The sequence below is a fragment of the Haloechinothrix salitolerans genome (genome assembly GCF_042662605.1).
GTDB classification, from domain to species: domain Bacteria; phylum Actinomycetota; class Actinomycetes; order Mycobacteriales; family Pseudonocardiaceae; genus Haloechinothrix_A; species Haloechinothrix_A salitolerans.
Window position 1 is genome coordinate 4,742,531 of record NZ_JBHSXX010000001.1, and the last position, 25,453, is coordinate 4,767,983.

The 25,453-nt window shown below is 67.3% G+C and carries 24 protein-coding genes; 14 read left to right on the plus strand and 10 right to left on the minus strand.

The window, feature by feature from the left end; genetic code table 11:
* Positions 1-16 precede the first annotated feature (16 nt).
* Positions 17-964 carry an NUDIX hydrolase gene (locus ACFQGD_RS22480; protein WP_345404070.1) on the plus strand — a complete coding sequence of 316 codons (948 nt, stop codon included), beginning with the start codon at positions 17-19 and terminating at the stop codon, positions 962-964.
* A gap of 226 nt (positions 965-1,190) precedes the next feature.
* A complete protein-coding gene (locus tag ACFQGD_RS22485; RefSeq protein WP_345404002.1) occupies positions 1,191-2,237 on the plus strand; it encodes a protein-L-isoaspartate O-methyltransferase family protein in 1,047 nt (348 codons plus the stop codon).
* A 19-nt stretch (positions 2,238-2,256) separates the two neighbouring features.
* Here ACFQGD_RS22485 and ACFQGD_RS22490 read toward each other — a convergent pair whose 3' ends face one another.
* The 3 genes from ACFQGD_RS22490 to leuC all read right to left on the minus strand — a co-directional run bounded on the left by ACFQGD_RS22490 (position 2,257) and on the right by leuC (position 5,345).
* The gene (locus tag ACFQGD_RS22490; RefSeq protein ID WP_345404005.1) at positions 2,257-3,090 is read right to left on the minus strand and encodes an HU family DNA-binding protein; all 834 of its coding nucleotides are present in this window, start codon (positions 3,088-3,090) and stop codon (positions 2,257-2,259) included.
* 153 nt (positions 3,091-3,243) lie between these two features.
* Complete coding sequence (leuD, locus tag ACFQGD_RS22495; protein ID WP_345404007.1) at positions 3,244-3,846, minus strand: 3-isopropylmalate dehydratase small subunit; 603 nt, start codon at positions 3,844-3,846, stop codon at positions 3,244-3,246.
* Between the two features lie 44 nt (positions 3,847-3,890).
* Complete coding sequence (gene leuC, locus ACFQGD_RS22500; RefSeq protein WP_345404010.1) at positions 3,891-5,345, minus strand: 3-isopropylmalate dehydratase large subunit; 1,455 nt, start codon at positions 5,343-5,345, stop codon at positions 3,891-3,893.
* Positions 5,346-5,435: 90 nt separating this feature from the next.
* Here leuC and ACFQGD_RS22505 point away from each other — a divergent pair, with 90 nt between their 5' ends.
* The 6 genes from ACFQGD_RS22505 (at position 5,436) to ACFQGD_RS22530 (ending at position 15,924) form a co-directional block, all read left to right on the plus strand.
* Positions 5,436-6,185, plus strand: coding sequence for an IclR family transcriptional regulator (locus ACFQGD_RS22505; RefSeq protein ID WP_345404013.1), 750 nt, complete (start codon positions 5,436-5,438; stop codon positions 6,183-6,185).
* Between the two features lie 19 nt (positions 6,186-6,204).
* Positions 6,205-9,822: a hydantoinase B/oxoprolinase family protein gene (locus ACFQGD_RS22510; RefSeq protein ID WP_345404016.1), complete on the plus strand. Its 3,618-nt coding sequence runs from the start codon at positions 6,205-6,207 to the stop codon at positions 9,820-9,822.
* A gap of 384 nt (positions 9,823-10,206) precedes the next feature.
* A complete protein-coding gene (locus ACFQGD_RS22515) occupies positions 10,207-12,609 on the plus strand; it encodes a hypothetical protein (RefSeq protein ID WP_345404019.1) in 2,403 nt (800 codons plus the stop codon).
* A gap of 17 nt (positions 12,610-12,626) precedes the next feature.
* Positions 12,627-14,372, plus strand: coding sequence for a right-handed parallel beta-helix repeat-containing protein (locus tag ACFQGD_RS22520; RefSeq protein ID WP_345404021.1), 1,746 nt, complete (start codon positions 12,627-12,629; stop codon positions 14,370-14,372).
* On the plus strand, positions 14,372-14,974 hold the full coding sequence (locus ACFQGD_RS22525; RefSeq protein ID WP_345404023.1) for a hypothetical protein: 603 nt from the start codon (positions 14,372-14,374) through the stop codon (positions 14,972-14,974). The genes ACFQGD_RS22520 and ACFQGD_RS22525 overlap by 1 nt, the downstream gene beginning before the upstream one ends.
* Before the next feature lie 80 nt (positions 14,975-15,054).
* Positions 15,055-15,924, plus strand: a complete 870-nt coding sequence (locus tag ACFQGD_RS22530) for a chymotrypsin family serine protease (RefSeq protein WP_345404025.1) — start codon at positions 15,055-15,057, stop codon at positions 15,922-15,924.
* A 78-nt stretch (positions 15,925-16,002) separates the two neighbouring features.
* Here ACFQGD_RS22530 and ACFQGD_RS22535 read toward each other — a convergent pair whose 3' ends face one another.
* Entirely contained in the window at positions 16,003-16,788 is a 786-nt protein-coding gene (locus ACFQGD_RS22535) for a PIG-L family deacetylase (protein ID WP_345404028.1), read from the minus strand.
* A 40-nt stretch (positions 16,789-16,828) separates the two neighbouring features.
* The gene (locus tag ACFQGD_RS22540) at positions 16,829-17,206 is read right to left on the minus strand and encodes an STAS domain-containing protein (RefSeq protein ID WP_345404031.1); all 378 of its coding nucleotides are present in this window, start codon (positions 17,204-17,206) and stop codon (positions 16,829-16,831) included.
* 96 nt (positions 17,207-17,302) lie between these two features.
* Between ACFQGD_RS22540 and ACFQGD_RS22545 the strand changes: the two genes are divergently transcribed.
* Positions 17,303-17,896, plus strand: a complete 594-nt coding sequence (locus ACFQGD_RS22545; protein ID WP_345404034.1) for a TetR/AcrR family transcriptional regulator — start codon at positions 17,303-17,305, stop codon at positions 17,894-17,896.
* Between the two features lie 34 nt (positions 17,897-17,930).
* On the opposite strand, the gene ACFQGD_RS22550 is transcribed toward ACFQGD_RS22545, so the two are convergent.
* Positions 17,931-18,845 (minus strand): ribonuclease Z, encoded by a 915-nt coding sequence (locus ACFQGD_RS22550; protein WP_345404037.1) that lies wholly within the window; start codon positions 18,843-18,845, stop codon positions 17,931-17,933.
* A gap of 24 nt (positions 18,846-18,869) precedes the next feature.
* Positions 18,870-19,379 (minus strand): YbhB/YbcL family Raf kinase inhibitor-like protein, encoded by a 510-nt coding sequence (locus ACFQGD_RS22555; protein ID WP_345404040.1) that lies wholly within the window; start codon positions 19,377-19,379, stop codon positions 18,870-18,872.
* A gap of 380 nt (positions 19,380-19,759) precedes the next feature.
* Here ACFQGD_RS22555 and ACFQGD_RS22560 point away from each other — a divergent pair, with 380 nt between their 5' ends.
* Together ACFQGD_RS22560 and ACFQGD_RS22565 are read left to right on the plus strand one after the other, a co-directional pair.
* Positions 19,760-19,984, plus strand: a complete 225-nt coding sequence (locus ACFQGD_RS22560; RefSeq protein ID WP_345404042.1) for a hypothetical protein — start codon at positions 19,760-19,762, stop codon at positions 19,982-19,984.
* A gap of 105 nt (positions 19,985-20,089) precedes the next feature.
* Entirely contained in the window at positions 20,090-20,818 is a 729-nt protein-coding gene (locus ACFQGD_RS22565) for a PIG-L deacetylase family protein (protein WP_345404044.1), read from the plus strand.
* Positions 20,819-20,921: 103 nt separating this feature from the next.
* Here the strand turns inward: ACFQGD_RS22565 and ACFQGD_RS22570 are convergent, their stop codons facing one another.
* Both ACFQGD_RS22570 and ACFQGD_RS22575 read right to left on the minus strand, forming a co-directional pair.
* Entirely contained in the window at positions 20,922-22,085 is a 1,164-nt protein-coding gene (locus ACFQGD_RS22570; protein ID WP_345404047.1) for a hypothetical protein, read from the minus strand.
* A 181-nt stretch (positions 22,086-22,266) separates the two neighbouring features.
* Positions 22,267-22,713 (minus strand): SPW repeat protein, encoded by a 447-nt coding sequence (locus tag ACFQGD_RS22575; RefSeq protein ID WP_345404049.1) that lies wholly within the window; start codon positions 22,711-22,713, stop codon positions 22,267-22,269.
* Between the two features lie 134 nt (positions 22,714-22,847).
* Between ACFQGD_RS22575 and mug the strand changes: the two genes are divergently transcribed.
* Positions 22,848-23,417, plus strand: a complete 570-nt coding sequence (gene mug, locus ACFQGD_RS22580) for a G/U mismatch-specific DNA glycosylase (protein ID WP_345404052.1) — start codon at positions 22,848-22,850, stop codon at positions 23,415-23,417.
* A 520-nt stretch (positions 23,418-23,937) separates the two neighbouring features.
* On the opposite strand, the gene ACFQGD_RS22585 is transcribed toward mug, so the two are convergent.
* Complete coding sequence (locus ACFQGD_RS22585) at positions 23,938-24,345, minus strand: enoyl-CoA hydratase/isomerase family protein (RefSeq protein WP_345404055.1); 408 nt, start codon at positions 24,343-24,345, stop codon at positions 23,938-23,940.
* A gap of 80 nt (positions 24,346-24,425) precedes the next feature.
* Between ACFQGD_RS22585 and ACFQGD_RS22590 the strand changes: the two genes are divergently transcribed.
* Together ACFQGD_RS22590 and ACFQGD_RS22595 are read left to right on the plus strand one after the other, a co-directional pair.
* Positions 24,426-24,569, plus strand: coding sequence for a hypothetical protein (locus tag ACFQGD_RS22590; protein WP_345404058.1), 144 nt, complete (start codon positions 24,426-24,428; stop codon positions 24,567-24,569).
* 51 nt (positions 24,570-24,620) lie between these two features.
* Complete coding sequence (locus tag ACFQGD_RS22595; RefSeq protein ID WP_345404061.1) at positions 24,621-25,364, plus strand: MBL fold metallo-hydrolase; 744 nt, start codon at positions 24,621-24,623, stop codon at positions 25,362-25,364.
* Positions 25,365-25,453 lie beyond the last annotated feature (89 nt).

Below are 25,453 nucleotides of genomic sequence, written 5' to 3' on the forward strand. Positions count from 1 at the left end.
AGCACCGAGACGCACGGTGCGCGCGGCGGGGGCGGTGCTGTGGCGCACTGGGCCCGATGGCGGTGACGGAATCGAGGTGGCGGTGGTCCACCGACCACGCTACGACGACTGGTCGCTGCCGAAGGGCAAGCTCGATCCTGGCGAGACGGTGCCCGCCGCCGCGGCGCGAGAAGTGGCCGAGGAGACCGGATTCTCGTGTGTGCTAGGACCACGGCTGTCGCGTTGCCACTACCAGGTACAAACCGGATCCGGTGCGGTGGCGGACAAGGCCGTCACCTACTTCAGCGCTCGCGCGCGCGACGGCGTGTTCCAACCCAACGAGGAAGTCGACACGCTTCGCTGGCTCGCACCTCCCGCCGCGCGGGCCTTACTCGACTACGCGGGTGAGATCGAGGCACTCGATGAGCTCTCCCGGCTTGGTACCGACCTGACGACCGTGCTGCTTGTCCGGCACGCCAAGGCGGGTAAGCGGGAGCACTGGCGCGGCGACGACGACCTGCGCCCGCTCACCCCCGCGGGCAACCAGCAAGCGGACGCGCTTCGGACGTTGCTGCCGTTGTTCGGCCCTGACCGGGTGCACTCCGCGCCAAGGCTGCGATGCGTGCAAACCGTCCAGCCCATCGCTGACGACATGGACGTCAGCGTCACGCACGAGCCACTGCTCTCCGAGGAGGGTTACTGGAGCGACCCGGATGCCGGTCTCGCCCGACTGCGCGCGCTGGCCGCTGACGCGGGCACACCGGTCGTCTCCAGTCAGGGCAAGGTGATTCCGCACCTGGTCCGCACGTTGGCCGAGCACGACGGCGTCCCGCTCGACGATGTGCCGAGCAAAAAGGGGTCGGTGTGGCTGCTGAGTTTCCGGCGCCCCGCCATAGAGCCCGTGAGCACCGACGGGATTCCCCGGCTGGTCGCCGCCAGTTACCTGCCACCACCGGCGGCGGCGGCGACCAGCGACACCGAGTGAGTTGAACTGCCAACGGAAACCGCGCGAGTGACGAGTACCCGCGACCGCGCGCCAAAGTTCAGCGGAAGTACGACGGAGGTGCGACGCAGGGTTATTGCCTGATTACCTCTTGTCACCGAGGATTGCAGTGCGGTCCCGGGGCAGGGCAGGCCCGGACACATCTCGGCCCCGGTGACCGCTTCACTTGCGGCAGCGCGAACGCGCGCCAAGCGGCGAAGGGGGATTGGTGGCAACAGAGGACGGCACTGGTGTGGTGGTCAGGTACCCGCGGACGGCGGCGCACACCACGAGCACCACGGGGACAGGCGCGGACGCGCGCCCGAACGCCAGGTATGAGGCCGCGTTCGCGGCGGTAGACAGGGCAGGCTTCGCCACGAAGTCACGGCAACCGCCATCAGCGACCACGGTGAACCAGATGCTGCGGCTACTCGGCGCGCGGCCTGGCGACCGCGTGCTGGAGGTCGGCACCGGCTCCGGCTACACGGCGGCCGTATTGTCCGAACTCGTCGGCAGGACCGGCGATGTCGTCACCACCGAAGCCGACGTTGACGTCGCGAGTCAGGCACGGGAACGGCTGATCGCCTCGGGCAGAGAAGCACGCTACGGTAACGGACTCATCAACGTCACGGTGCTCCGGCGCGAACCGTCCGATGTGCCGGAGCCACCACAGCTATGGGATCGCGTCCTGCTGAGTACCCCAGTGCCCCTTGGCAGGGTGCCGTACACCGCCGTCACCGGAACCCGACCCGGTGGTGTACTCGTGGCGCGACTAAGCACCGAATTCACGACCGGTCCGCTCGTACGGTTCGACATCGGATCCGACGGAGTAGCCGCGGGCACGGCCGATTCAGCCAGCATGGAGCGCATCACTCCACTGCCGACCGTCCCTGCTCGCTCCCGTACCCCGCGATCGGACGTCGATGTCAGCCACACGACAATCGACGTCGCGGACCTGCTGCGACATCCCGCCTGGCGTTGTGCGGTGGCGATCGCGGTGCCGTCGTGCCGCTATCAGGACGCGATAATCGCGGAAGACCACGCCGGTCTCACCCGAGCCGGCGTGGAACTCAGCGACCCGATGACGTCGTCATGGGCACACATCGAGCACGGCGCTAGCGGCGACCACATCACCGTGCGGCAAACCGGGCCACGACTACTCGCCGACGAGGTGCTTGCCGCCGTTCGGTGGTACGCCGATCGCGGTGCGCCGCCGCTGGAGTCGTGGCGATGGGAAGTCGGCCCAGGCCGTCAGTGCGTCACGATTCCCAAGTGACGCACTGACGGCCTGGCTCCTACTTCTTTTTCTTGGTGGTGGCGGTCGCCTTCTTGGCGGTACTCGCCTTCGACGTGGTCGACTTCTTCGGCGCCGTCTTGCTCGCCTTCGACGCCGTCGACTTCGACGTGGTCTTCGGCGCCGCCTTAGCGGTCGACCGTGTTGTCGACTTGGTCGCCGTCTTGGCGGTGGACGCCTTCGACGTGGTCGACTTGGTCGTCGCCTTGGCCGGAGCCTTGGCGGTCGACTTCGTTGACTTCGCGGGCGCCTTGGCAGCCGTGCGTGTCGTTGACTTCGCCGCCGTCTTGGCAGGCGCCTTCGCCGTGGTCCGCGTCGCGGACTTGGTCGCGGTCTTCGGCGCTGCCTTCGATGCCGACTTCGCTGTCGTCGCACGCTTGGTCGTCGACCGCGTACCAGCCGACTTCGTCGCCGTCGCAGGTGCCTTCTTCGCGGTCGTCGACCGCGAAGCGGCGGGCTTCGCCCCCGCGCGCGACGTCTTGCTCGCCGTGGTGGAGGCGGTCCGCCCCGTCGTGGACGCGGCGGACGCGCGCTTGGCTGGCGCCTTGGGCAACTTACGCTGCCCGCCAACGACCTCACGGAACATCGTGCCTGCCTTGAAGGCGGGCACGTTGGTCTTCTTCAAGCGCACCGCCTCGCCAGTGCGAGGATTCCGAGCCGTGCGGGCAGCCCTCGGGCGCTTCTCGAACGCGCCGAAGCCCGTGATCGTCACCTTCTCGCCCTTGTTCACTCGGCGCACGATGATGTCGACGAGACCATCAACCGCCTCGGCAGCGACCTTCTTATCGCCGAGACGATCAGCGAGTGCCTCGACGACTTCTGACTTGTTGGCCATACGAGTCCTCCGGAGAACTGCAGTTGTTCACGGCCTCACGGACCGACTTGAATGGCACGCTATTACTCAAATCACGAGATGGCCACACGACACAGCCGTAATTGCCTTGTGTGACCGGAAAAAACCCCTACGGGTGAACGTTAGCGATACCCGTTAAGCGTCAGCGACCGCAGTCGTCGTCGGTTTATAGCTCGGGCGAGAACCCTCAAAAGCGGCGATATCGTCCGCGTACCGCAAGGTCAACGCGATGTCATCCAGCCCCTCTAACAGCCGCCAGCGGGTGTAATCATCGATCCGGAACGACGCGGTGAAGTCCTTGGCGCTGACCGTCTTTTCCCGCAGATCCACGGTCACCTCAGTGCCGGGTTCGTTCTCAAGAATCTTCCAAAGCTGCTCTACATCAGACTGCTCGCACTCGGCGGCAAGCAGCCCCTGCTTGCCCGAGTTCCCGCGGAAGATATCGGCGAAACGCGACGAGATGACGACCCGGAAACCGTAGTTCATCAGCGCCCAGACGGCGTGCTCACGCGAGGAACCCGTCCCGAAGTCGGGTCCCGCGACGAGCACACTGCCATCGCGGAAGGCGTCCTGGTTCAGCACGAAGTGCTCGTCAGTACGCCACGCGGCGAACAGGCCGTCCTCGAACCCAGTGCGGGTGACCCGCTTGAGATAGACGGCCGGAATGATCTGATCGGTGTCTACATTAGAACGCCGCAGCGGGACACCGACCCCGGTGTGCACGGTAAACGGTTCCATGAGTGCTCTCCTTGAGAAGTCTGGGGACCTACAGGTCCTCGCGCCTAATGGTCGGACCCTGCGAGCAGGTCCTCCGGAGACGACAGAGTTCCTCGCACCGCCGTCGCCGCTGCCACGAGCGGTGACACCAGGTGGGTACGGCCGCCCTTGCCTTGCCTGCCCTCGAAGTTGCGGTTCGACGTCGACGCGCTGCGCTCCCCCGGCTCGAGCTGGTCCGGGTTCATGCCGAGGCACATCGAGCATCCTGCCTGTCGCCACTCCGCACCCGCGTCAAGGAACACCTTGTCCAGGCCCTCTTCCTCAGCCAGTTGGCGCACGCGCATCGAGCCAGGCACCACGAGCATTCGCACACCATCGGCGACCTTGTGCCCGGACAACACTTCCGCCGCGGCGCGCAGATCCTCGATACGGCCGTTGGTGCAGGAACCGAGGAACACCGTGTCCACCGCGATGTCCCGCAGTGGCGTGCCCGGCTTCAGGTCCATGTACGCGAGCGCCTTCTCGGCGGAGTACCGCGCGGTCTCGTCCGCGATCTGCTCCGGATCCGGCACCGACTCGCCAAGCGGCAAGCCTTGCCCAGGGTTAGTGCCCCACGTGACGAACGGCGTCAGCTCGTCGGCGTTGATCTCGACCTCGGTGTCGAACTCCGCGTCGTCGTCGGTGGCCAGCGCACGCCACGCCGCGACCGCCTCGTCCCAGTCCGCACCACGCGGCGCGTGCGGACGGCCCTTGAGGTACTCGAACGTCGTCTCGTCCGGCGCGATCATGCCCGCGCGAGCGCCCGCTTCGATCGACATGTTGCAGATCGTCATCCGCGCTTCCATCGACAACGATTCGATGGCCTCGCCCCGGTACTCCAGCACGTAGCCTTGCCCGCCCCCGGTACCGATCTTCGCGATCACGGCGAGGATGATGTCTTTCGCCGTCACGCCGGGACGCAGCTTGCCGGTGACGTTGACCGCCATGGTCTTGAACGGACGCAGCGGCAACGTCTGAGTGGCCAGCACATGCTCCACCTCTGAGGTGCCGATACCGAACGCCATCGCACCGAACGCGCCGTGCGTCGAAGTGTGGCTGTCGCCACACACCACCGTCATGCCGGGCTGCGTCAAACCGAGCTGCGGGCCGATGACGTGCACGATGCCTTGCTCGGCGTCGCCCATCGGGTGCAGCCGGACACCGAACTCCTCGCAGTTCTTGCGCAGGGTGCTGACCTGCGTGCGCGAGACTGGGTCCTCGATCGCCTCGATGTCAGCGGACTTCCGCGAGGGGTCGAGCGTCCACGTCGTCGGGACGTTGTGGTCCTCGGTAGCGATCGTCAAATCGGGGCGACGCACAGGACGGCCGGCGAGCCGTAGCCCGTCGAACGCCTGCGGGCTGGTCACCTCGTGCACCAGATGCAGATCGATGTAGAGGATGTCGGGTTCGGCGCCGTCGCCGCGGCGCACCACGTGTGCGTCCCACACCTTCTCGGCCAATGTGCGGCCCGTCGCCGTCATGAGGTTCCTCCTAGCGTGCACCGATCGCTACGCCCTAGACTACTTCTCAGCATCTGGACATCCCACGATTCGGGATTATAGTATCGCGCTGTGGGACAGCATACAGGTCAGGAGACACCCGTATCGCCCGGCACAGCCACCAAGCTGTCCAGCGGTATCGGGGTGCTCGACAAAGCCGTCGCCGTGCTGCAGGCCGTGGCGACCGAACCGTGCGGGCTCGCGGAGCTGTGCGCGAAGACCGGCCTGCCAAGGGCGACGGCGCATCGGCTCGCGGTGGGACTCGAGATGCACCGGATGCTGCGGCGCACACCGGATGGACGCTGGCGCCCAGGCACCGCGCTCGCCGAACTGGCGGGAGGAGCCACCGATCCGCTGCTGGACGCCGCCGCTTCCGTGCTTCCCAAGTTGCGAGACATAACCGGCGAGAGCGTGCAGCTCTACCGGCGCGACGGCGCGCAGCGGGTGTGCGTCGCCACCGCGGAGCCCCCGAGCGGGCTGCGCGACACCGTCCCTGTCGGCGCGCGGCTGCCGATGACAGCGGGCTCCGGCGCGAAGGTACTCGCCGCCTGGTCCGATCCCACGACACAACGTGGCATCCTGGCCGACGCCGTATTCGGGGAGCGCACGTTGCTCGAGGTACGCAGGCGCGGCTGGGCACAGAGCGTCGCCGAGCGCGAGCCCGGTGTGGCGAGCGTGTCCGCGCCCGTACGGGACTCGACAGGCACGGTCGTCGCGGCGGTGTCGGTGTCGGGCCCGATCGAGCGCATCGGCCGCAAGCCGGGCGTGCGCTGGGCGTCCGACTTGCTCTCGGCCGCCGACGCACTGACCGAACGTCTCTAGTCCCTCGGGGTTTACCTACGTGAGTTCTGGCTGGCAGTTCTGGATCGACCGGGGTGGCACGTTCACCGACATCGTCGCCCGACGTCCCGACGGCACCCTCGAGACGCACAAGCTGCTCTCCGACAACCCGGCGCACTACCGTGACGCCGCGGTGGCTGGCATCCGGGTCCTGCTCGGTATCGGCGAGAACGACCCGGTTCCCGCCGCCGACGTCGAGTCCGTGCGGATGGGGACGACGGTCGCCACCAACGCGCTGCTGGAGCGCACCGGCGAGCGCACGGCGCTGGTCATCACACGTGGTTTCGGTGACGCGCTGCGGATCGGCTACCAGAACCGCCCGCGCATCTTCGCGCGGCGGATCGAGTTGCCGAGCGCGCTCTACGAGCGGGTGATCGAGGTCGACGAGCGCGTCGCCGCCGACGGCACAGTGCTGCGCGCACCCGATGCCGACACGCTACGACGGGACCTGCGCGATGCCCACGACGCGGGCATCCGCGCGGTCGCCGTCGTCTGCCTGCACAGCCATCTGTATCCGGAACACGAGCGGCGCATCGCTGAGGTGGCCGCGGACGTCGGCTTCGCGCAAGTGTCCCGTTCCGCCGAGGCGAGCCCGCTCATGAAGCTGGTGCCACGAGGTGACACCGCCGTCGTGGACGCCTACCTCTCCCCCGTGCTGGGTCGTTACGTGGATCAGGTTGGGAGTGAACTCAACGGCGAGGCAGCCTCAGCCCCCGAATCGCGCCTGATGTTCATGCAGTCCAACGGCGGGCTGGCCGAGGCGCACCACTTCCGAGGCAAGGACGCGATCCTGTCCGGGCCAGCCGGTGGGATCGTCGGCATGGTGCGGATGTCGCAGCTCGCGGGCTACGAACAAGTGATCGGCTTCGACATGGGCGGTACGTCCACGGACGTGTCGCATTTCGCCGGTGAGTACGAGCGGGTGTTCCACACCGAGGTCGGTGGGGTTCGGCTGCGCGCGCCAATGCTTGACATCCACACGGTCGCGGCGGGCGGCGGCTCGATCCTGCACTTCGACGGCAGCCGCTACCGGGTCGGGCCGGACTCGGCGGGCGCTGACCCCGGCCCCGCGTGCTATCGCAAGGGTGGGCCGCTGACCGTCACCGACGCCAACGTGATGCTCGGCAGGGTGCAGCCCACGCATTTCCCGCACGTCTTCGGCGCGAGCGGCGACCAACCCCTCGACGTCGACGTGGTGCGGGAGCGGTTCACCGAACTGGCCGGAGAGATCAAGGCAGCCACCGGGGACGTACGGGGGCCGGAGGAGGTCGCGGCCGGGTTCCTGCGGATCGCGGTGGCGAACATGGCTAACGCCGTCAAGCGCATCTCGGTCCAGAAAGGACACGACGTCACCCGCTACGCGCTGACCACGTTCGGCGGCGCGGGTGCGCAGCACGCCTGCGCCGTCGCGGACTCGCTCGGCATCGATACCGTCCTGGTGCCGCCGATGGCCGGGGTGCTGTCCGCGCTGGGAATCGGGCTGGCGGACACCACCGTGATGCGCGAACAGTCGATGGAGCTGCGGCTCTCGGCCGAGGCCGTGCCCCAACTGCGCGCGGAGGCCGACACACTGGTGGGCGACGCCGAGACGGAGCTGCGCGACGAAGGCATCCCGGCCGAGCGAATACGCACCGTGCGGCGAGCGCACGTGCGCTACGACGGCACCGACACCACGGTGACCGTCGCGTTGGACGACGTCGACGCGATGGTGGCGGAGTTCGAGCAGGCGCATAAGGCGATGTACTCGTTCCTGATGGACCGCCCGCTGGTCGTGGAGGCGCTGTCGATCGAGGCGACTGGGCTGACGGAGCAACCAGACCTCGCCCTGGCACGTCCCGAAGTGGACGCGGCGGAACCCGAGACGGTGCGCCTCTACGGCTCGGAGGGCTGGCAGGACGCTCCGCTGTACAGACGCGACGCACTGCGGCCGGAGGACCCGGAAAGCATCGTGACCGGTCCGGCCGTCATCGCGGAGGCCAACAGCACGACCGTGGTGGATGACGGCTGGCAGGCGCAGGTCAACACGCAGGGCCATCTCGTCGTCGAGCGGGTGGCGCCGCGCGCGGGAAGCGATCTCAACGTCACCGAGGTCGATCCGGTGTTGCTGGAGATCTTCAACAACCTGTTCATGTCGATCGCCGAGCAGATGGGCACCCGGTTGGAGTCCACCGCGCAGTCGGTGAACATCAAGGAGCGGCTGGACTTCTCCTGCGCGCTGTTCGACCCGGACGGCAACCTCATCGCGAACGCACCGCATATCCCGGTGCACCTTGGTTCGATGGGCACCAGCGTCAAGGAGGTCGTGCGGCGGCGCGCGGGCGAGATGCGCCCCGGCGACGTGTACGCCGTCAACGACCCGTACCACGGCGGCACGCACCTGCCCGACGTCACGGTCATCACGCCGGTGTTCTCGTCGTCCGGCGACGAAGTGCTGTTCTACGTGGCATCCCGCGGGCACCACGCCGAGATCGGTGGCCTCACGCCGGGGTCGATGCCCGCGCACAGCAGCGATGTCCACGAGGAAGGCGTCCTGTTCGACAACTGGCTGCTGGTGTCGCAAGGCCGGTTCCTCGAGGACGAGACGCGGCGGCTGCTGACCGAGGCGGCGTATCCCTCGCGGAACCCCGAGACCAACCTCGCGGACCTGCGCGCGCAGATCGCGGCCAACCAGAAGGGCGTCGACGAAGTCGGGACGATGATCGAGCATTTCGGGCTCGACGTCGTGCAGGCGTACATGCGGCACGTGCAGGACAACGCTGAGGAAGCGGTACGTGGTGTCATCGACACGCTCACCGATGGTGAATACGTCTACGAGATGGACTCCGGCGCCACGATCGCGGTGCGCATCACTGTCGACCGTGCGGCGCGGTCGGCCACGATCGACTTCACCGGCACCACGGCACAGTTGCCGACGAACTTCAACGCACCGTCGGCGGTGGTGACGGCAGCCGTGCTGTACGTGTTCCGCACGCTCGTATCGGATGACATCCCGCTCAACGACGGCTGCCTGCGGCCGCTGCGGCTGGTGATCCCGCCCGCGTCGATGCTTTCGCCGGAGTACCCGGCGGCGGTCGTGGCGGGCAATGTCGAGACGTCGCAAGCGATCACCGGCGCGCTGTACGCCGCGCTCGGCGCGCAAGCCGAGGGCGCGGGGACGATGAACAACGTGACGTTCGGCAACGACCGACACCAGTACTACGAAACGCTGGCGTCCGGTTCGGGCGCCGGCGACGGCTTCGACGGCGCGCCGGTAGTGCAGACACACATGACGAACTCGCGGTTAACCGACCCGGAAGTGTTGGAGTGGCGCTACCCGGTGCGAGTGGAGGAGTTCGCGGTGCGGCGCGGCAGTGGCGGCGCGGGACGGTGGCGCGGCGGCGACGGCGCGGTGCGCAAGCTTCGGTTCACCGAGCCGATGACGGTGTCGACACTGTCCGGACACCGCCGGGTGCCGCCGTACGGCATGGCAGGCGGCTCGCCGGGTGCGTTGGGGCGGAACCGGGTACAGCGCACGGATGACACTATCGAGGACCTGCCGGGTTGCGGCTCCGCCGACCTCGCCGCGGGCGAGGTCCTGATCGTCGAGACGCCAGGAGGCGGCGGCTACGGCACGCCCTAGCGCGGTTGTGTCCGACACTCCCGACACTGTGTCCGACGTTCCCGACGCTGTATTCGGCATTCGAGACGCCGTGTCCTGCGTTCCCGACGCTGTGTCCGGCACTCAGGACGCTGTATTCGGCATTCACGACGTCGTGTCCTGCGCTCCCGACGCTGTGTCCGGCACTCAGGACGCTGTATTCGGCATTCACGACGTCGTGTCCTGCGCTCCAGATGCCGGATTCGTCGGCGCCGATCTTTGTACCCAACACATCAAAGATCAACAACGCCGACTGGGCCAATATTATGAAATTCCTTCAAATTATCCGTAACGGCGTGCGACGCTTGCTCGTTGGTCGAGCTATACGGCCGTCAGTGGCCTGGCTCACGAACGGAGGCGGTACTGGTGCGCGGAGTTCGGACAGCGGTCATCGCGGCGTTGGTGGCAGCCCTGGTGAGCCCCGGTCCACCGACGAGCGCACAACCCGCCCCGACCGACCGCTACGCGCTCGCGGGCGGCTGTTTCACCGCGCAGACGCCCGACGGTAACTACCTCACCCGCACTGAGAACACCGCGACCGCGACCTCCCGCGCCGAGGCTGAGCCGTGGCACCTGCAAGCCACTGACCTGGGACGATACCTGCTGTTCGGCACCGAGCGCGACTTCCTCGCCGCGTCAGACGGCGAGCTCGGCAGGGCGCTCGGCGGCGCGCTGGACAACTCGGCGGGCGCCATGGTCGACGGGCTCACCAAAGGCACCACCGGAGACGTCGCGGACAAGCTCGCCGAGGGCCCGCTCGGCACCGCGAGCGGCAGGGGCGCGCGTATCGTCACCGCGGCCGAACCGAGCGAGCTCGCCGACTGGCGCATCACCGACGCACCCGGCGGCTTCCACCTCATCCTCCCGGCGCTCGACGCGTGGCTCACCGTCGACGATGACGGTGCGCTAAGCCTCACCCCGCACGAAGCCGACGCCACCACGATCACCTTCCACCGCGCCACCGGCTGCGCGCCGTGGCCGGAGGCCGACGTCAACGTCACCGGGCCGGTCGCGACAGGCGAGACGCCGTACGGCGAGGTACGCGGCTTCCTCGACGGCCACCTGCACGGCATGGCGTTCGAGTTCGTCGGCGGCAGGGCACGCTGCGGCAGGCCGTGGCATCGCTTCGGTGTCACCGAGGCCTTGCGGGGCTGTAAGGAACACGAGGCGTCCGGCGGACGCACACACGTGCTGGAGACGGTGCTCTCTGGCCGCGATCCGATCGCGGGCCACGACACGCGGGGCTGGCCGACGTTCCACGACTGGCCCGCGCACGACTCGCTCACCTACGAGCAGGTCTACTACCGGTGGCTGGAACGCGCCTGGCGCGGCGGGCTTCGCATGGTGACCAACCTGCTCGTGGAGAACCACGCGCTGTGCGAGCAGTACCCGTTCAAACGCAACGACTGCAACGAGATGGACAGTGCAGTGTTGCAGGCCAAGCGCGTCCGGCAACTGGAGCGCTACATCGACGCGCAGCACGGCGGGCCCGGCGAGGGCTGGCTTCGGGTCGTGGACGACCCGTTCGAGGCACGCCGTGTCGCCAACGCGGGCAAGCTCGCCCTGGTGCTCGGCATCGAACTGTCGGTGCCGTTCGACTGCGGGCTGCGAGTCGGCATGCCCACCTGCGACCGCACGCAAATCGACCGTGCCGTCGACGAGCTGTACGACCTCGGCGTCCGGCAGATGGAGCTGGTCAACAAGTTCGACAACGCGCTGACCGGCGTCAAGGGCGACGCTGGCACCACCGGCGTCATCGTCAACAGCGGCAACGCCTACGCCACCGGGGAGTTCTGGCAGATGCGCAACTGCGAACACGCTCACGCGCACGACCACACGCAGCACAACATCCCCGACGACTCGGGCGCTCCGAAGGAACTCACCGGACGCGACTCGATCTTCGGCGCGATTCTGGCCGCGACTGGTACCAGTGGCGCGGCGCCGCTGTACCCGGAAGGGCCGCACTGCAACGTCCGGGGCCTGTCGGAGCTAGGCGAGCACGCGCTGAACCGGTTGATCGAGCGCGGCATGGTGTTCGACCCGGACCACATGAGCGCCAAAGCCGCCGACCAGGCGCTCGACCTGCTGGAGCGCAAGGGTTACTCCGGCGTGATCTCCAGCCACAGCTGGGCGGACAAGACGGTTTACCCACGCGTCTACGAGCTTGGCGGCGTGGTCACACCGTATGCGGGTGACTCCGAGGACTTCGTGGCGAAGTGGCGCGAACACCGGGAGTGGGCCGACGACCGATTCTACTTCGGCTTCGGCTATGGCTCGGACACCAACGGGTTCGGCGCGCAAGGCGCACCGCGCGGCGACACTCCCACGAAGGTGGAGTATCCGTTCACCGGATTCGGCGGCGCCACGATCCACCGGCAGGTCAGTGGCGAGCGGACGTTCGACGTCAACATCGACGGTGTCGCGCACTACGGCCTCTACCCGGATTGGATCGAGGACCTGCGGATGCAGGCGGGCGACCAGATCGTCGAAGACATGGTACGCGGGCCGGAGGCGTACCTGCAGATGTGGGAGCGCGCCATCGGCATCGCACCGGATTCCTGCCGGGACGACGTTGGAGACCTCACAGACAGCGACGCCACCCGCGTCGCGCCGGGCATGACCCCGCCCGAGGTGCTGCGCGCGCTGGGCCAACCGGCCTCGCGTGACAACCGCACCTTCACCTACTGCCTCGCGAGGGATCGCTCCCTGCGCGTGCGGTTTGACCGACACGACCGAGTGGCGCAGGTCCGTTCCAGCCGGGCGCGCTAGTCGTCAAGGAGGTTGTCATGTTCCGCTGTACCAGCCTGATCACCCTGGTGGTGGCGCTGTTGTTCGGCGCGGCCACGCCCGCGTTGGCGCACGAGGAACGCGAGTCGCAGTTCCCGCCCGGCGACGGCAGCGTCCCGGTGCACCGCGGTCTCGATGAGGCCGCCGACGTCCTCGTAGTGTGCAAACCAGACTCACGGCAACGAATCCGACAGCTTGCGGATCCTCGGCTGCGGCGCTTCAACCGGCAACTGCTCGCCCAGTGCGAGTTCCAGCACCTGCAAGCGGCGGTGAACGCCGTGGCCGAGCAAGGCACGAACATCTACGTCCTTCCGGGCGAGTACCGCGAGGAACCATCGTGGGATCCTCCGTGCACCAAGGATTACGACGGTGGCGTTGTCGACTACGTGCTGATGACCACGTGCGGCGAGGTCGTCAACCTCGTCACGATCACGGGAGACGACCCCGACGACCCGGACATCACCTGTGACAACGCGCGGTGTGACCTGCAAATCGAAGGCACCGGTGACGACGCGGACGACGTCACGTTCACGGGCGGATTCCGCGAGAACGGCGACTGGGTCAAGCACAACGGACTCAAGGCGGACCGGGCGGACGGCTTCTACCTAGCGAACGTGACCTTCGAGCTTTTCCGCGAGAACGCCATCTATGTGCACGAAACCGACGGCTACGCGCTGGACGACGTCGTCGCACGAAAGAACGACCTCTACGGCATCCTGACGTTCACCTCGGACCACGGTCTCATCACCGACTGCGAGACGTCGTACAACGGCGATTCCGGCGTGTATCCCGGCTCGCCCGCGGACGTGAACTCGCAGGACACGAACACCGGGCCACTGCAACGGTGGTCGGTAGAGATCACCGGCTGCGACACCCACCACAACGCGCTCGGGTTCTCCGGCACGGCAGGCAATTCGGTGTACTTCCACGGCAACGACGTCCACCACAACGGGGCGGGCTACGTGACCGACTCTGTCGTCGGGGACCACCCTGGCATGCCGCAGGATCACGCATGGCTAAAGGACAACCAGATCTATTCCAACAACGTCAACTACTACCCGAACGTGCAGGAAGGCGGCCCCTGCACGGCGGAGAAACCCGCCGATCGCGGGCACGAGGACGGAGTGGTGTGCCCAGCGTTCCCCGTGCCGGTCGGCACGGGCGTGATGATCGCGGGCGGCAACCACAACTTCGTGACGTCCAACGAGATCTACGACAACTGGCGCAACGGTGTCATGCTGTTCTGGGCGCCAGCGGCGATCCGAGGCGAATACGACCCGACGACGCAACAGGACAACCCACACCGCAACGCGTTCACCAAGAACCAGATGGGCTACCAGCCGGGCGGCGCGGTGTTGCCCAACGGACTGGACTTCTGGTGGGACGACTCGGGCAACGGCAACTGCTGGGACAGCAACCTCGCCGCTCCAGGGGCGGAGATCACGCACAACGCCATCGATCCACGTGGGTTGCCGGGCTGTCCGACCGGATCGATGTGGCCGATCGGCAACGTGGTGAAGTCCGCGCAGCTGCTGCCGTGTTCGCAGTACAACCGGGAGTCCAACCCGGACCCGGTGGGGTGTGACTGGATGGACACGCCGCCTCGGCCGGGTTCGTCGGAAGGCTCGCTGAGCACGATGTCGATGCCGTCACAGGCCACCACCGCGAGCGGGATCGGCGTGCTGCTGGCGGCAGCGGCACTCGGTCTAGTGGCGTGGCGTCGCAAGCGTGCCGGGACGTTGTGATGTGGCGTCGGGCGACATGGCGCCGGATCATTCGGCGCAGGTCCACCCGGCGCAGGTGGGTTGCCGCGAGCGGGCTACTGCTCGCGGCGCTCGCCGTGGCCGCCTACGTGGCACTGCCGTCACTGGCGCACTTCGCGGGCGGGACGTCGCCGACGATGCCGGACGACGCGCACGTTGCCGTGCCTACGTTCGGTGAGCGCGGCAGCGATGTGCTGGCCTACGAGCACGGCGATACGTTCACCATGACGTTCCCGCTGGTCAACGACGGCTGGCTGCCCGTGACCGTCCGCGATGTCCAACTGTCGGACGAGCCGCGTCCGCTCGCCAGCGTGACGTCGGTGACGTCGGACGGCACGCCACTACCGGTGACCGTGCCCGCCGGTGAGACGCGGCACGTGGAGCTTGCGGTGCGGTTCGACAACTGCCGCTACTACCACGAACGGGAGATGCAGGTGATCTCCGGCGCGGTGGTCGATGGCAGCGTGTTTGGCCGGAACCTGCGGACGACGGCTGGCTTCCAGCACGACCTCGTGGTGTCCAGCCCGATGATCGCGAGTTGTCCGGATCGCACGCTCCGTCGCGACGACGACATCCGGCGGTAAGTGTCCCCAGTTCCCGACGCGGTGTCCCACGCGGGCGATCGCGTCGTAACTTCACGCCATTAGACGTCGTTGACAGGCACATGAAGTTCACGCGGGCGCTGATCGCGCTGGCCACGGTGATGACGATGGCGACGGTGAGCGCCCCACACGCGGGCGGCACCGTGTCGACCGGATCGGATGGTCCGTTCGCCGGTGCGATCGTCAGCGAACTGATCGCTCCGAAACCCGACTGGTACACCGACGCACTCCACACGAAGGTCGTCGCGGCGGGCAAACAGGGCGAGAGTGTCCCGATCCCAGACGCCGTCGACTACCCGACAAGCGGACTCGCCTTCACCGGCATCCGGCCCGGCGCGTGGATCATCGCGCCAGCCGGGTGCACGACGAACTTCGTTTTCGGCAGCGCAGGCAACTACTCGATTGGCACGGCCGGGCACTGCACCGAGGTCGGCGACGAGGTCACGCTCATCGCCGCGCCCGGCGTGCTGATGAACATCGGCGAGACCGTCAAGAGCGTCGACAACGGGATAGGCAACGACTTCGCGCTGATCGACATCTACCCCGCCATGCAGCAGTACGTGACCCCGTCGATGGCGTACTTCGGCGGCCCGACGTCGAAAGGCGACCCCCGCTTCGGTGATCTGGTCGAGCACGCGGGCCACGGCCTCGTGATCGGCACCGGCGGCACGCCGCGTGCCGGTGTCGTGGTCTATCGCGGCTCGGGCGAGAACGGGGGCGACGCGTTCGCCTGGGATGGCGCGGCCACACCGGGCGACTCCGGCTCCGCCGTGCGAGAGGCGACCGGCGAAGCCGCGGGTAACCTGACGCACCTCGTCGTCGGCGACAAGTACGCGCCCGGTGTCGTCGCGGGGACGTCGATCGACCGCATGCTCCGCATCGCGGGCAAGCCCCTCGCCACCGCGCCGAACCTGCCGAACCCGCTGTACTGAGCGCGGCTAGCTACCGTCGCGAGCGAGGGATACGGCGTCCCGAGCGGGCGATACAGCGTCGGGACGGGGGAACGACCCCTACAACCCCGCGAAGAGGTCGTCGCCTGGCTCGTCGCCGGGGCGGATGAACCACTCCGTCCCGAACATCAAGCGGAACGCGTCGTCCGGCATGCTCAGGAAAAACGACTGCTCGCCGATCTGGCTCGCGTGGGCGCGCATCGCGGCGCGCTTCACGTCCAGGAAGTCCGTGACGTCCACACCCGTGGTGATCACCGACTCCGGCTTGCCGAAGTTGGCGTCCGACTCGATGTCCGGCAGTTCGACACCAGCGGCCGTGGCTTGCTCGGCGAACGCGGACATCGTGCGCATAGCCTGGTCGCGATTGATCGTGCTCTCGTACACCTTCGGCGTGCCAGCCAGCTCGGCGGCGCGCCAGCCGACCCGGTGCACCTGGATGTGATCCGGGTGGCCGTAGCCGCCGTTGTCGTCGTAGACGGTGAGCACGTCGGCGCGCTCTTCCCGCAGGATGTCGGCGAGCTTGGCCGCCGCTTCCTCGACCGGCGTGGTCCAGAACGATCCCGGCGCGTCGTTGCTCGGTTCACCCATCATGCCGGAGTCGTTGTAGCCGAGGAACTCCACGCGATGCACGCCGAGGATCTCCGCCGCGGCGTGTGTCTCGGCGACCCGCCGCTGCCAGAGCTGTTCCCCTTCGGCGAGGAAATCGTCCGGCACCTCGCCTTCCTCGCCCCTGGTCGCGACGACGAGCACGACGCGATGGCCGTCCTCGTATGCCTTGCGGATGACACCACCGCAGCCGATGCACTCGTCGTCGGGGTGGGCGTGAAACGTCACCAAAGTAGCCACGGGGGCGACATTACCGAACACCACCGACAGCGGGGCGTGCTCAGGCGGTCTGGGACTGCTCCGCGACCGCGTACTCGTTGACGGACGGCATGCTCGACGTGATGTGGAATCGGCCGGTCAGTCCAGCCACCTCGATAGGCCGCAGCACCGCCCGCTCGCTCGCGATCACCCACAGCGTGACGCCGCGCTCCCGGCATTCTTGATCGGCCCAGATCAAGAGCTGGAGACCGATGGTGCCGAAGAACGTGACGCGGGCGAGGTCGAGGACGAGCTTGCGCCGTCCCCGCGATGCCACGAGCGCGCTGCGAAGCCGACGTTCCAGGTCCTCGGCGGTACTCACGTCTACCGCTCCTTGAGCCTCGACCACGACGGAATCGCTGAAGACGTGAGAGTCGACGCGCAAGGTATGCATGCTCATCGTCCTCTCTGTCGGGAGCGTAAGCCGATACAAAGTAGGCTCACGACCTTGCTATCAGAGACAGACAGGTCTGTCTACCAGTACGATAGTGGCACCATGAGTGCTGGTAGTCCGGCCGACGAGGCCACCGCGGCGCGGGAACGCATCCTCGACACCGCGTACGACCTGTTCGCGCAGCGGGGCATCCGCGCGGTCGGCATCGATGAGGTCATCGCCGAGTCCAAGGTCGCCAAGGCCACCCTCTACCGGCACTTCCCGTCCAAGGACGATCTTGTCATCGCCTTCCTCGAGAATCGGGAGCAGCGCTGGACCTTCGGCTTCGTCGAAGCCGAGTCGCGCCGCAGGGGCGCCACTCCCGAGGCGCAGCTACTCGCCATTTTCGACGTCTTCCACGACTGGTTCCACGAAGTCGAGTTCGAGGCATGCTCGTTCATCAACGTCCTGCTGGAGCTGGGACCGCATCACCCAGCGGGCGCAGCCTGCGTCAAGCACCTGGCCAACATCAGGGGCGTGGTCGCCGATCGGGCGCGGCGCGCAGGGCTGCGCGATCCCGAGGACTTCGCCCGGTCGTGGCACATCCTCATGAAAGGCTCGATCATCAGCGCCGCCGAGGGCGACGCGCGGGCGGCCCAGCGCGCCAAGGAGATGGCCCGCGCTCTCATCGAGCGATACCGGCAAAGCGCCAAGTAACGCGGCCGCGTCGGTTCGGCGGCCATCACGCGGCTCACCGGCGGGGAGGTACCGGCACCCTGGTCAGGTCCGCCGCGACGACGATGTCCCCGCCGAACTCCTCCCCCGCCTCCGCCGCGAACCGGTCAGCGTCGGTGTAGCGCTGCGAGAAGTGCGTCAGGACAAGCGTGCGCACGCCGCACTCGGCGGCGACCCTGCCCGCCTGGGCCGCCGTCAGATGGCCGTACTCCGCCGCGAGGTCGACGTGCTCGGACAGGAACGTCGACTCGATCACTAGCAGATCCGCACCGTCCGCGAGCGTGAACACGGCGTCGCACAGCCGAGTGTCCATGACGAACGCGAAGCACTGACCCCGCCGGGGCACACTGACGTCGTCCAGCAGAACCCGCCGCCCACCCACGGTCAACGCGCCGTCCCGCCGCAGCCTGCCGATGTCGGGACCGGTCACGCCGTGTGCCGCGAGTGCGTCGGGCAGCATCCGCCTGCCGTCCGGTTCGACCAGCCGATAACCGACGGTGTCGATCCGGTGGTCCAGCCACCGCGCGGACAGCTCACCGAACTCGCCGGTGGCGATCACGCCCTCCCGATCGATCGGGTGTTCCCGCAGGTCGGCGTGCTCCGCGAACGCGCATGCGCCGCGCAGCCGCGCGAAGTACTCCGCACCGGCCACCGGATAGTGCGCGACGACCGGGTGCGGCACACGGTCGAGGCTGAGCCGCTGGATGATGCCCGGTACACCGAGGCAGTGGTCGCCGTGGAAGTGCGTGACGCAGATTCGGGTGATGGCGGTGGCAGGAACTCCGGCGAAGATCAGCTGCCGCTGGGTGCCCTCGCCCGGGTCGAACAGCAGGCCCTCGCCGTCCCAGCGCAGCAGGTAGCCGTTATGGTTGCGCGTCCGCGACGGGGCCTGGCTGCCCGTGCCGAGCACGACGAGTTCCCTGACCGACACGCGACGACCCTAGCCCGCACGTCATCAGCGCGCGAAGCGGCCGACCAGCGTGCCGCGCGCCAGCACGTGCCCGGCCATGGCGGTGCGGACGTCGGCGGCGTTGGCGTCCATCCGCAACCGCAACGACCGATCGACGGCGTAAACCTGGAACAGGTAGCGGTGCGGGTCGTCGCCGGCGGGCGGATGCGGCCCACTCCAGCCAGGCGCACCGAACCCGTTGCGGCCCGCGATACCGCCGCGCGGCATGTCGGCCTCGTCGACGCCATCGACGTCCGGCTCGATGTCTTTGACGACCCAGTGCACGAACGTGCCAATCGGGGCGTCGATGTCCTCGCACAGCAGCACCAGTTCCGCCGCTTCCTCGGGAACACCACTCCACAGCAGCGGCGGGGACAAGTTGTGGCGTGCGTAGGAGAACCGTTCGGGGAGCGCGCCATCGTCGTCGAACTCGGGACTGATGAGCTCCAGCTCGGCGATCTCGTCCGCTTCGCCGGTGGTCTCGGCATCGTCAGTACGAGTGACCTGCTCTGGCATGACGTTTCCTCCCAGGGCGAGCTGTCCAACCCACCGCTACGTTTACCCGCCACAACGACGCCCCTCACGCACGACGGCGACCGTTTACCGAGTCACGTGTCACACCGGGTTTGACCCTCGGCGTCGGCGGCGATTCCGTTGGCACAGACCGAAAAAGGGGGCGTCACTAATGGCACAGTTCGTCGCTCTCGCCCTGCTTCTGATTGTTTCAGGCGCGATGTTCGGACTCCACGCACCGGGGTTGGTCCTGGCCGCCAGGATCGTGTTGCTGTTCGTGACGCACTTCCTTCTCAGGAAACCGCACTGGATGGAGGATTAGGCGCTCGCAAACGGGGGTAGCCCGCTGTCGACGTCTGATGCATCCGAAGGAGGGCGACCCCATGGCAGCACCGTCAACAGCCGTCAAGGACAAGAACTACGACCTGATCTCCGCGCTGCAGGCTTCGCTGCACTACGCCTGGCAGGTCGAGACCTGGGCGCAGGATGCCGAGCAGCAGGGCGACTCCGAGCTCGCGGAATGGTTCCGCAAGATCCAGCACAACAACCAGAAGGCCGCCGACCAGGGTAAGGAAATGCTGATGCGGCGGCTGGCCGAAGACACCTGACTCTCGAAGGAGCACCACGGACGCGGGCCAGGTCGCACGTAGCGACCTGGCCTTCCTCCGTTCGGCGCGCTCACGATGTCGGTGGCGATTGGTAGCGTGCGCGCCATGACTGAGGGGCTGGAACCTATCGCGGAAGACTGGTCGACGGCGCTGGCGATCGTCGCGCATCCAGACGACTTGGAGTACGGCGCCGCCGCCGCGATCGCGCGGTGGACCGCGCAGGGCAAACAGATCGCGTACTGCCTCGCGACCAGTGGCGAGGCGGGGATCGACGGCACCCCGCCCGAGGAGGCCGGTCCGCTGCGAGAGCGGGAGGAACGCGACTCGGCGGCGATCGTGGGCGTGGATACCGTCGAGTTCCTCGGCTACCCGGACGGCGTGGTCGAGTACGGGTTGCCGCTGCGCCGCGACATCGCGCGGGCGATCCGCCGCCATCGTCCCGACGTCGTGATCACCGGGAACTTCCGGGAGCACTGGCCCGGTGGCTTCCTTAACCAGGCGGATCACATCGCGGTAGGGCGCGCGGTCGTGGACGCGGTGCGCGACGCGGGTAACCGCTGGGTGTTTCGCGAACTGCTCGACGAGGGGCTTGAGCCGTGGGACCACGTCCGCATGGTGTTGGTCGGCGGCTCACCAGAGGCACGGCACGGCGTCGATGTCAGCGACCACTTCGAGACCGGCATCCGGTCCCTGCGGGCGCACGCCGCGTATCTCGCGGGGCTTGGTGACGGCCCGATGAGCGACCCGACGGAGTTCTTGACCAGCATCGCGAGTGAGGCGGGCGGCCAGCTCGGCTGCCGCTACGCCGTGGCCTTCGAGCAGCTCGCGATGTGAGCGTCCGCGCTAACGGTTACGAATCGTGCAATGAACCGCCAGTTCTAGCGCACTACCCACCCGCACGTGGCAGGCCCGAGGCTGGCTCGGGCCTGCCACGTGGTCATCGGGCCATCACGGCGTCCGGCGACTGGTACACCGTCGGCCGGGTGTCCAGCCGCAACACCAGCCTGTAGGTCTCGTCGTCGTAGTACGGCGTGATCGCGCTGACCCGGGTGCCGAGGCCACTGATCAGGCTTTCCAGGTCATTGTTGAGTAGATCAACCGGGCCCTGCACCGAAGGCTCGACGTCGGATGTCCGCCCGGTGAAGCCATCCGCGATGGTTTGCTCGACACTGTCGACATCGCCGAGGTTCTTCAGCCACCGAACTACCTTGCCGACCGTGTAGGTCCAGTCACCGTCGACGTTCACGCCATTGGAGTCCGGCATCACCACCGCCTCAGCGGACCTCAGGTCGAGCGGTTCCTCGGGCCACGTGTCGGTGCCGAGGTCTAGCCGCAGGCCGATGGCGAAGTCCATCGTGGCGGTCGGGTCGCTGACGTAGTCGGCGTCAACCTTGGCGCGCATCTGGTGCCCGCCGACCATGTAGAACAGCGATACGCTTTTCCACTTCGGACTGACGGTGAGGTTGAGCAGGCTGTCCGAGTCGGCGCTGGCCAGCGTCACGTCGACGTCGTAAAGCGTGCCGCCGGACTCGGCCTCGATCTGCTGCTCCAGCTGGGTTTCCAGCCCTCGCAGCCCCAGGTTCCACGCTGCTTGTAAGCCGTCCTTCACCTTGAAGCTGTCTACTTCGGACTCCGCATAGGGGAAGCGGTGCACCGTCACCGCGGTGTCGCCGCTCCAGCCGCCGGAGTAGCTGCCGGGGTCCGGGTCGGGGTCAGGGTCACCGTCCGGCGGCGGGATAATCTCGCCGTCGCCGATGTCCGTGCCGGGTCGGAGTGGAAGGCGCTGCCGGGCGAGGGCATCCGGAGTCGCCGGGGCGTCGGGGCTCGGCGTCGTGTCGAGCACCAGCGGCTCGGACGCGGCCGGTGCCGACGTCGAGTCCGGCGCGACGTCATGCGTCCTCTCCGGTGCCGCCTCCTGCACGCCAGGGAACAGCCGCCCGAGGAAGAACCGGAACGGGTCGTCCGACGTGGCGTCCTCCGGTCCCGCCTTGGCGGTCGGCATGCCACCGAGTACGGACGCGACCAATCCTACGGTGATCGCCACACCGTAGACGGCGAGCTTGGCGCGGGACGCGGGTTTGCGATGACGACGAGTTGACATGACGGGCGCTCCTCACACTCGAGCCGGTCCAAACTCCGGCCATATCCGAGCGTGCTGTGCGCATGCCGCGCCCGACATCGGGGCGAACCCCGTCCTCGCACGACGTGGTTAGGGGATCGCTGGCCGACACGCGAGCGGGCCGGGTGACGATACCCGGCCCGCGGTCGACTAGCTGTGACGATCAGCGTGCTGACCTGCGTGCTGTCATCATCGGCAGCATCGCGGCCAGGCCCAACACGACGACAGCCGCACCGCCGATAATGTTGCTCAGCAACATCCCGGTGGTGGTATCGATGCCGCTCATGACCCAGTGCGCGATGATCGTCCACACACCAAGCAGCGGACACACCCACGTCAGCCGGTGGGTGCGCTCGTACGCGAACGCGAACCCCGCGCCGAGCCCCGCGATGGCGAGGCCGATGACGAGGTTGTTGATCGCCACAGCCGACTCCGTGAACCCGACGATCCACGGCGACAGCGCCACGAACAGGCCAGCGAGGACGGTCAACGCGTCCGCTGCCTGCGCGGTCGGGGTTTCCGCGGCGCGCTCATAGCGAGCGCCCATCGCCACGATGTCGGGATGCTCGGCCAACTTGGTCGAACCAGTGCCCATGTTCTCCGTTGACATCCCTATCACCTCCAGGTGAGATGGTTCCCCTGGTCGGATTATCCACCTTTGTCCGGGGTAATGACCACGTTAAGTCGCTACGGATCGTGCGTCGTGCATCCTGCCCGTAGCGTGCTGACGTAGGTTGTGGCGTGATGACCTCGGACACCTACCGCCCTACGCGGGCGGACCTGAACGCCGCGCGGGACCGCACCATCCCCGACGTCATCGCGGCCGACCTGCGGGTTCTATTCTGCGGCATCAATCCAAGCCTCTACTCGGGCGCTACCGGCCATCACTTCGCCCGACCGGGTAACCGGTTCTGGCCCGCACTACACGTGGCGGGATTCACGCCTCGGCAACTGCGCCCCAGCGAGCAGGCCGAGCTGCTGAAATACGGCCTCGGCGTCACGAATCTCGTCCGCAGGGCCACCGCCCGCGCCGACGAGCTCACGAACGCCGAGCTACGTGACGGCGCGCGACGGCTAACCTCGCTGGCCCGGCGGTATCGGCCGCGCGCGATCGCCGTCGTCGGCGTGACCGCGTATCGCAGCGCGTTCGCCCGACCACAGGCCGTGGTCGGGCCACAGCCGGAGTGCATCGAGGACGCGGTGCTGTGGGTGCTGCCGAACCCGAGCGGTCTCAACGCCCATTACCAACTTCCCGACCTGGCGGCGGAGTTCGGGAAGCTCCGCGAGCGTGTTAACGCGGATCCGCGGAGCTAACGGTTCGGCCTACGAAGCGCCGCCGACGCGGCGCTCGACTCCGAAAGCGCAACAGGCTCAGTCGGAGCTCGACAAGGCGCGACAACGGAAGTAAGCCTGATCAAAAGTCTCACGCGACAGGTTGAACAAGGCGAAGAAGTCCCGAAAACAGAAAAGACGCGCCCGAAGGCGCGTCTTTTCTTTGTACCCCCGATGGGATTCAAACCACATCCACGCGCCCTACAGGTACCGTGAGCTAAGGATTTCCTCGAGACGTATGCTCATCCGACGACGTCGACAGCGCAAGCCACGGTAGGCAAGGACTCTGCGCAGCGGGCTGGGCAATCACGTCGACAGCGCAACGAAGGGCGTACGTGCCATCTTCAGATCACAGCGAACGTTCTACTGACAAGACCAGCTCAGGGTCCGCCGACGACGGCTTTGCCGGGGCTGTTGTGGAGGAACGAGTTCAGGTCGGCGCGAGCGTCGTCGGAGGCGAAGACGGAGAGGAAGAGTGCCCGCTTGTACCGGAGACCTGATCTCAACTCGGCATCGGCCACGCGATCGGCGACGCGGCCACGGCCAGGGGTGCCGAGTGCGTGAACCGGGACGCCCACTCGACGACGGATGAGTGCGCCTCTCCGGCCGGGACCTCGTCAACGAGTCCGATGGGCAGCGCGTCGGCTGCGCTCACCTGACGACGTGTCATCAGCAGTTCTTTGGCTCGACTGATGCCGATCAGCCGAGCTAGCCGCGGCGTTCCCCCGCCGCCTGGGATGAGTCCGAGGGTGACCTCCGGGAGGCCGAGCTGGGCATGTTCCGAGGCAATCCGCCAGTCGGCCCCGAGTGCGACCCCGAGTCCCCGCCGAGCGCGAACCCGCTGATGGCGGCAACGGTGGGCTGGGGTATGGCGGCGATCGCTCTTGAGATCGTCCTGCAGCTCGCTCATCGACGCCGTCATAGTGGACAGATTTAGACGTACGACAAGTGATCTCATTAACGACGTCGCGTCTATCCCGAATCAGCGGCGTGTCCAGGGCCCCACGACTCGCCGATGGCGCACGCGGCATGGAGCGCCACAACGCGCTCAATCCGGTGGAATACCAGGCCGACCAGTCACGCCGGGATGAGCACGGGCCGTCTGGTGTGTATGGCGAGTCGTCGCAGGCATGAGCCAGCAGTCTCACGGGTAGTCCCAGGTTAGCCCGGCATGTGAAGGAGGTCATGGTGCTCAAGAAGAATGTCGCGGACGGCATCCACTGCGTGGAGGACTCGTACGTCAACTGGTTCATCATCGAGGGCGACGGCAAGCTCACCATCGTTGACGCGGGCCTGCCGACCTCGTGGCAGTCGCTGCAGCAAGCCCTCGACGAGCTGGGGAGGCAGCCAAAGGACATCGAGGCACTCTTACTGACACACGGCCACTTCGACCACCTGGGCTTCGCGGAGCAATTGCGATCTGAGATCGGCGTGCCCGTGTATATCCACGACAATGACGTACCGTTGACGCAGAATCCACGCCAGTACGGACGCGCCCGCCCGCTCACCTGGTACCTACTCACCCAGGTCAAGGCAATGCCCATGGTCGCGGGGTTCGTGAAGAACCGCGCGTGGTGGCCGAAACCGATTAAAGAAGTGCGCCGGATCCGCGACGACAAGCTGGACGTGCCGGGCGGCCCACGGGTACTGTTCACACCTGGCCACACACTCGGCCACTGCGCGTTCCACTTCCCGGAACGCGATACGGTCATCGCAGGCGACGCCGTGGTCACGCTCAACCCTTATCGGGGCACACGAACACCGCAGATCATTTCCGGAGCGGCCACCGTGGACCCCGAACGCGCCCTTGAGTCATTGAGCGTGCTTGCCGATACCGGCGCGCGTACCGTGCTCACCGGGCACGGCGAAGCGTGGAGCGATGGCGCCGAGCGGATGGTCGAACTGGCCCGCCAGCACGGCCCCTCCTAACAATCCAGGCACCCTAGCCAGCACCCCGGCCCTGCACTGATATTCTGGACATCCGCTGGGCCATGCTCGTGCTCGACCATGGACTGTCA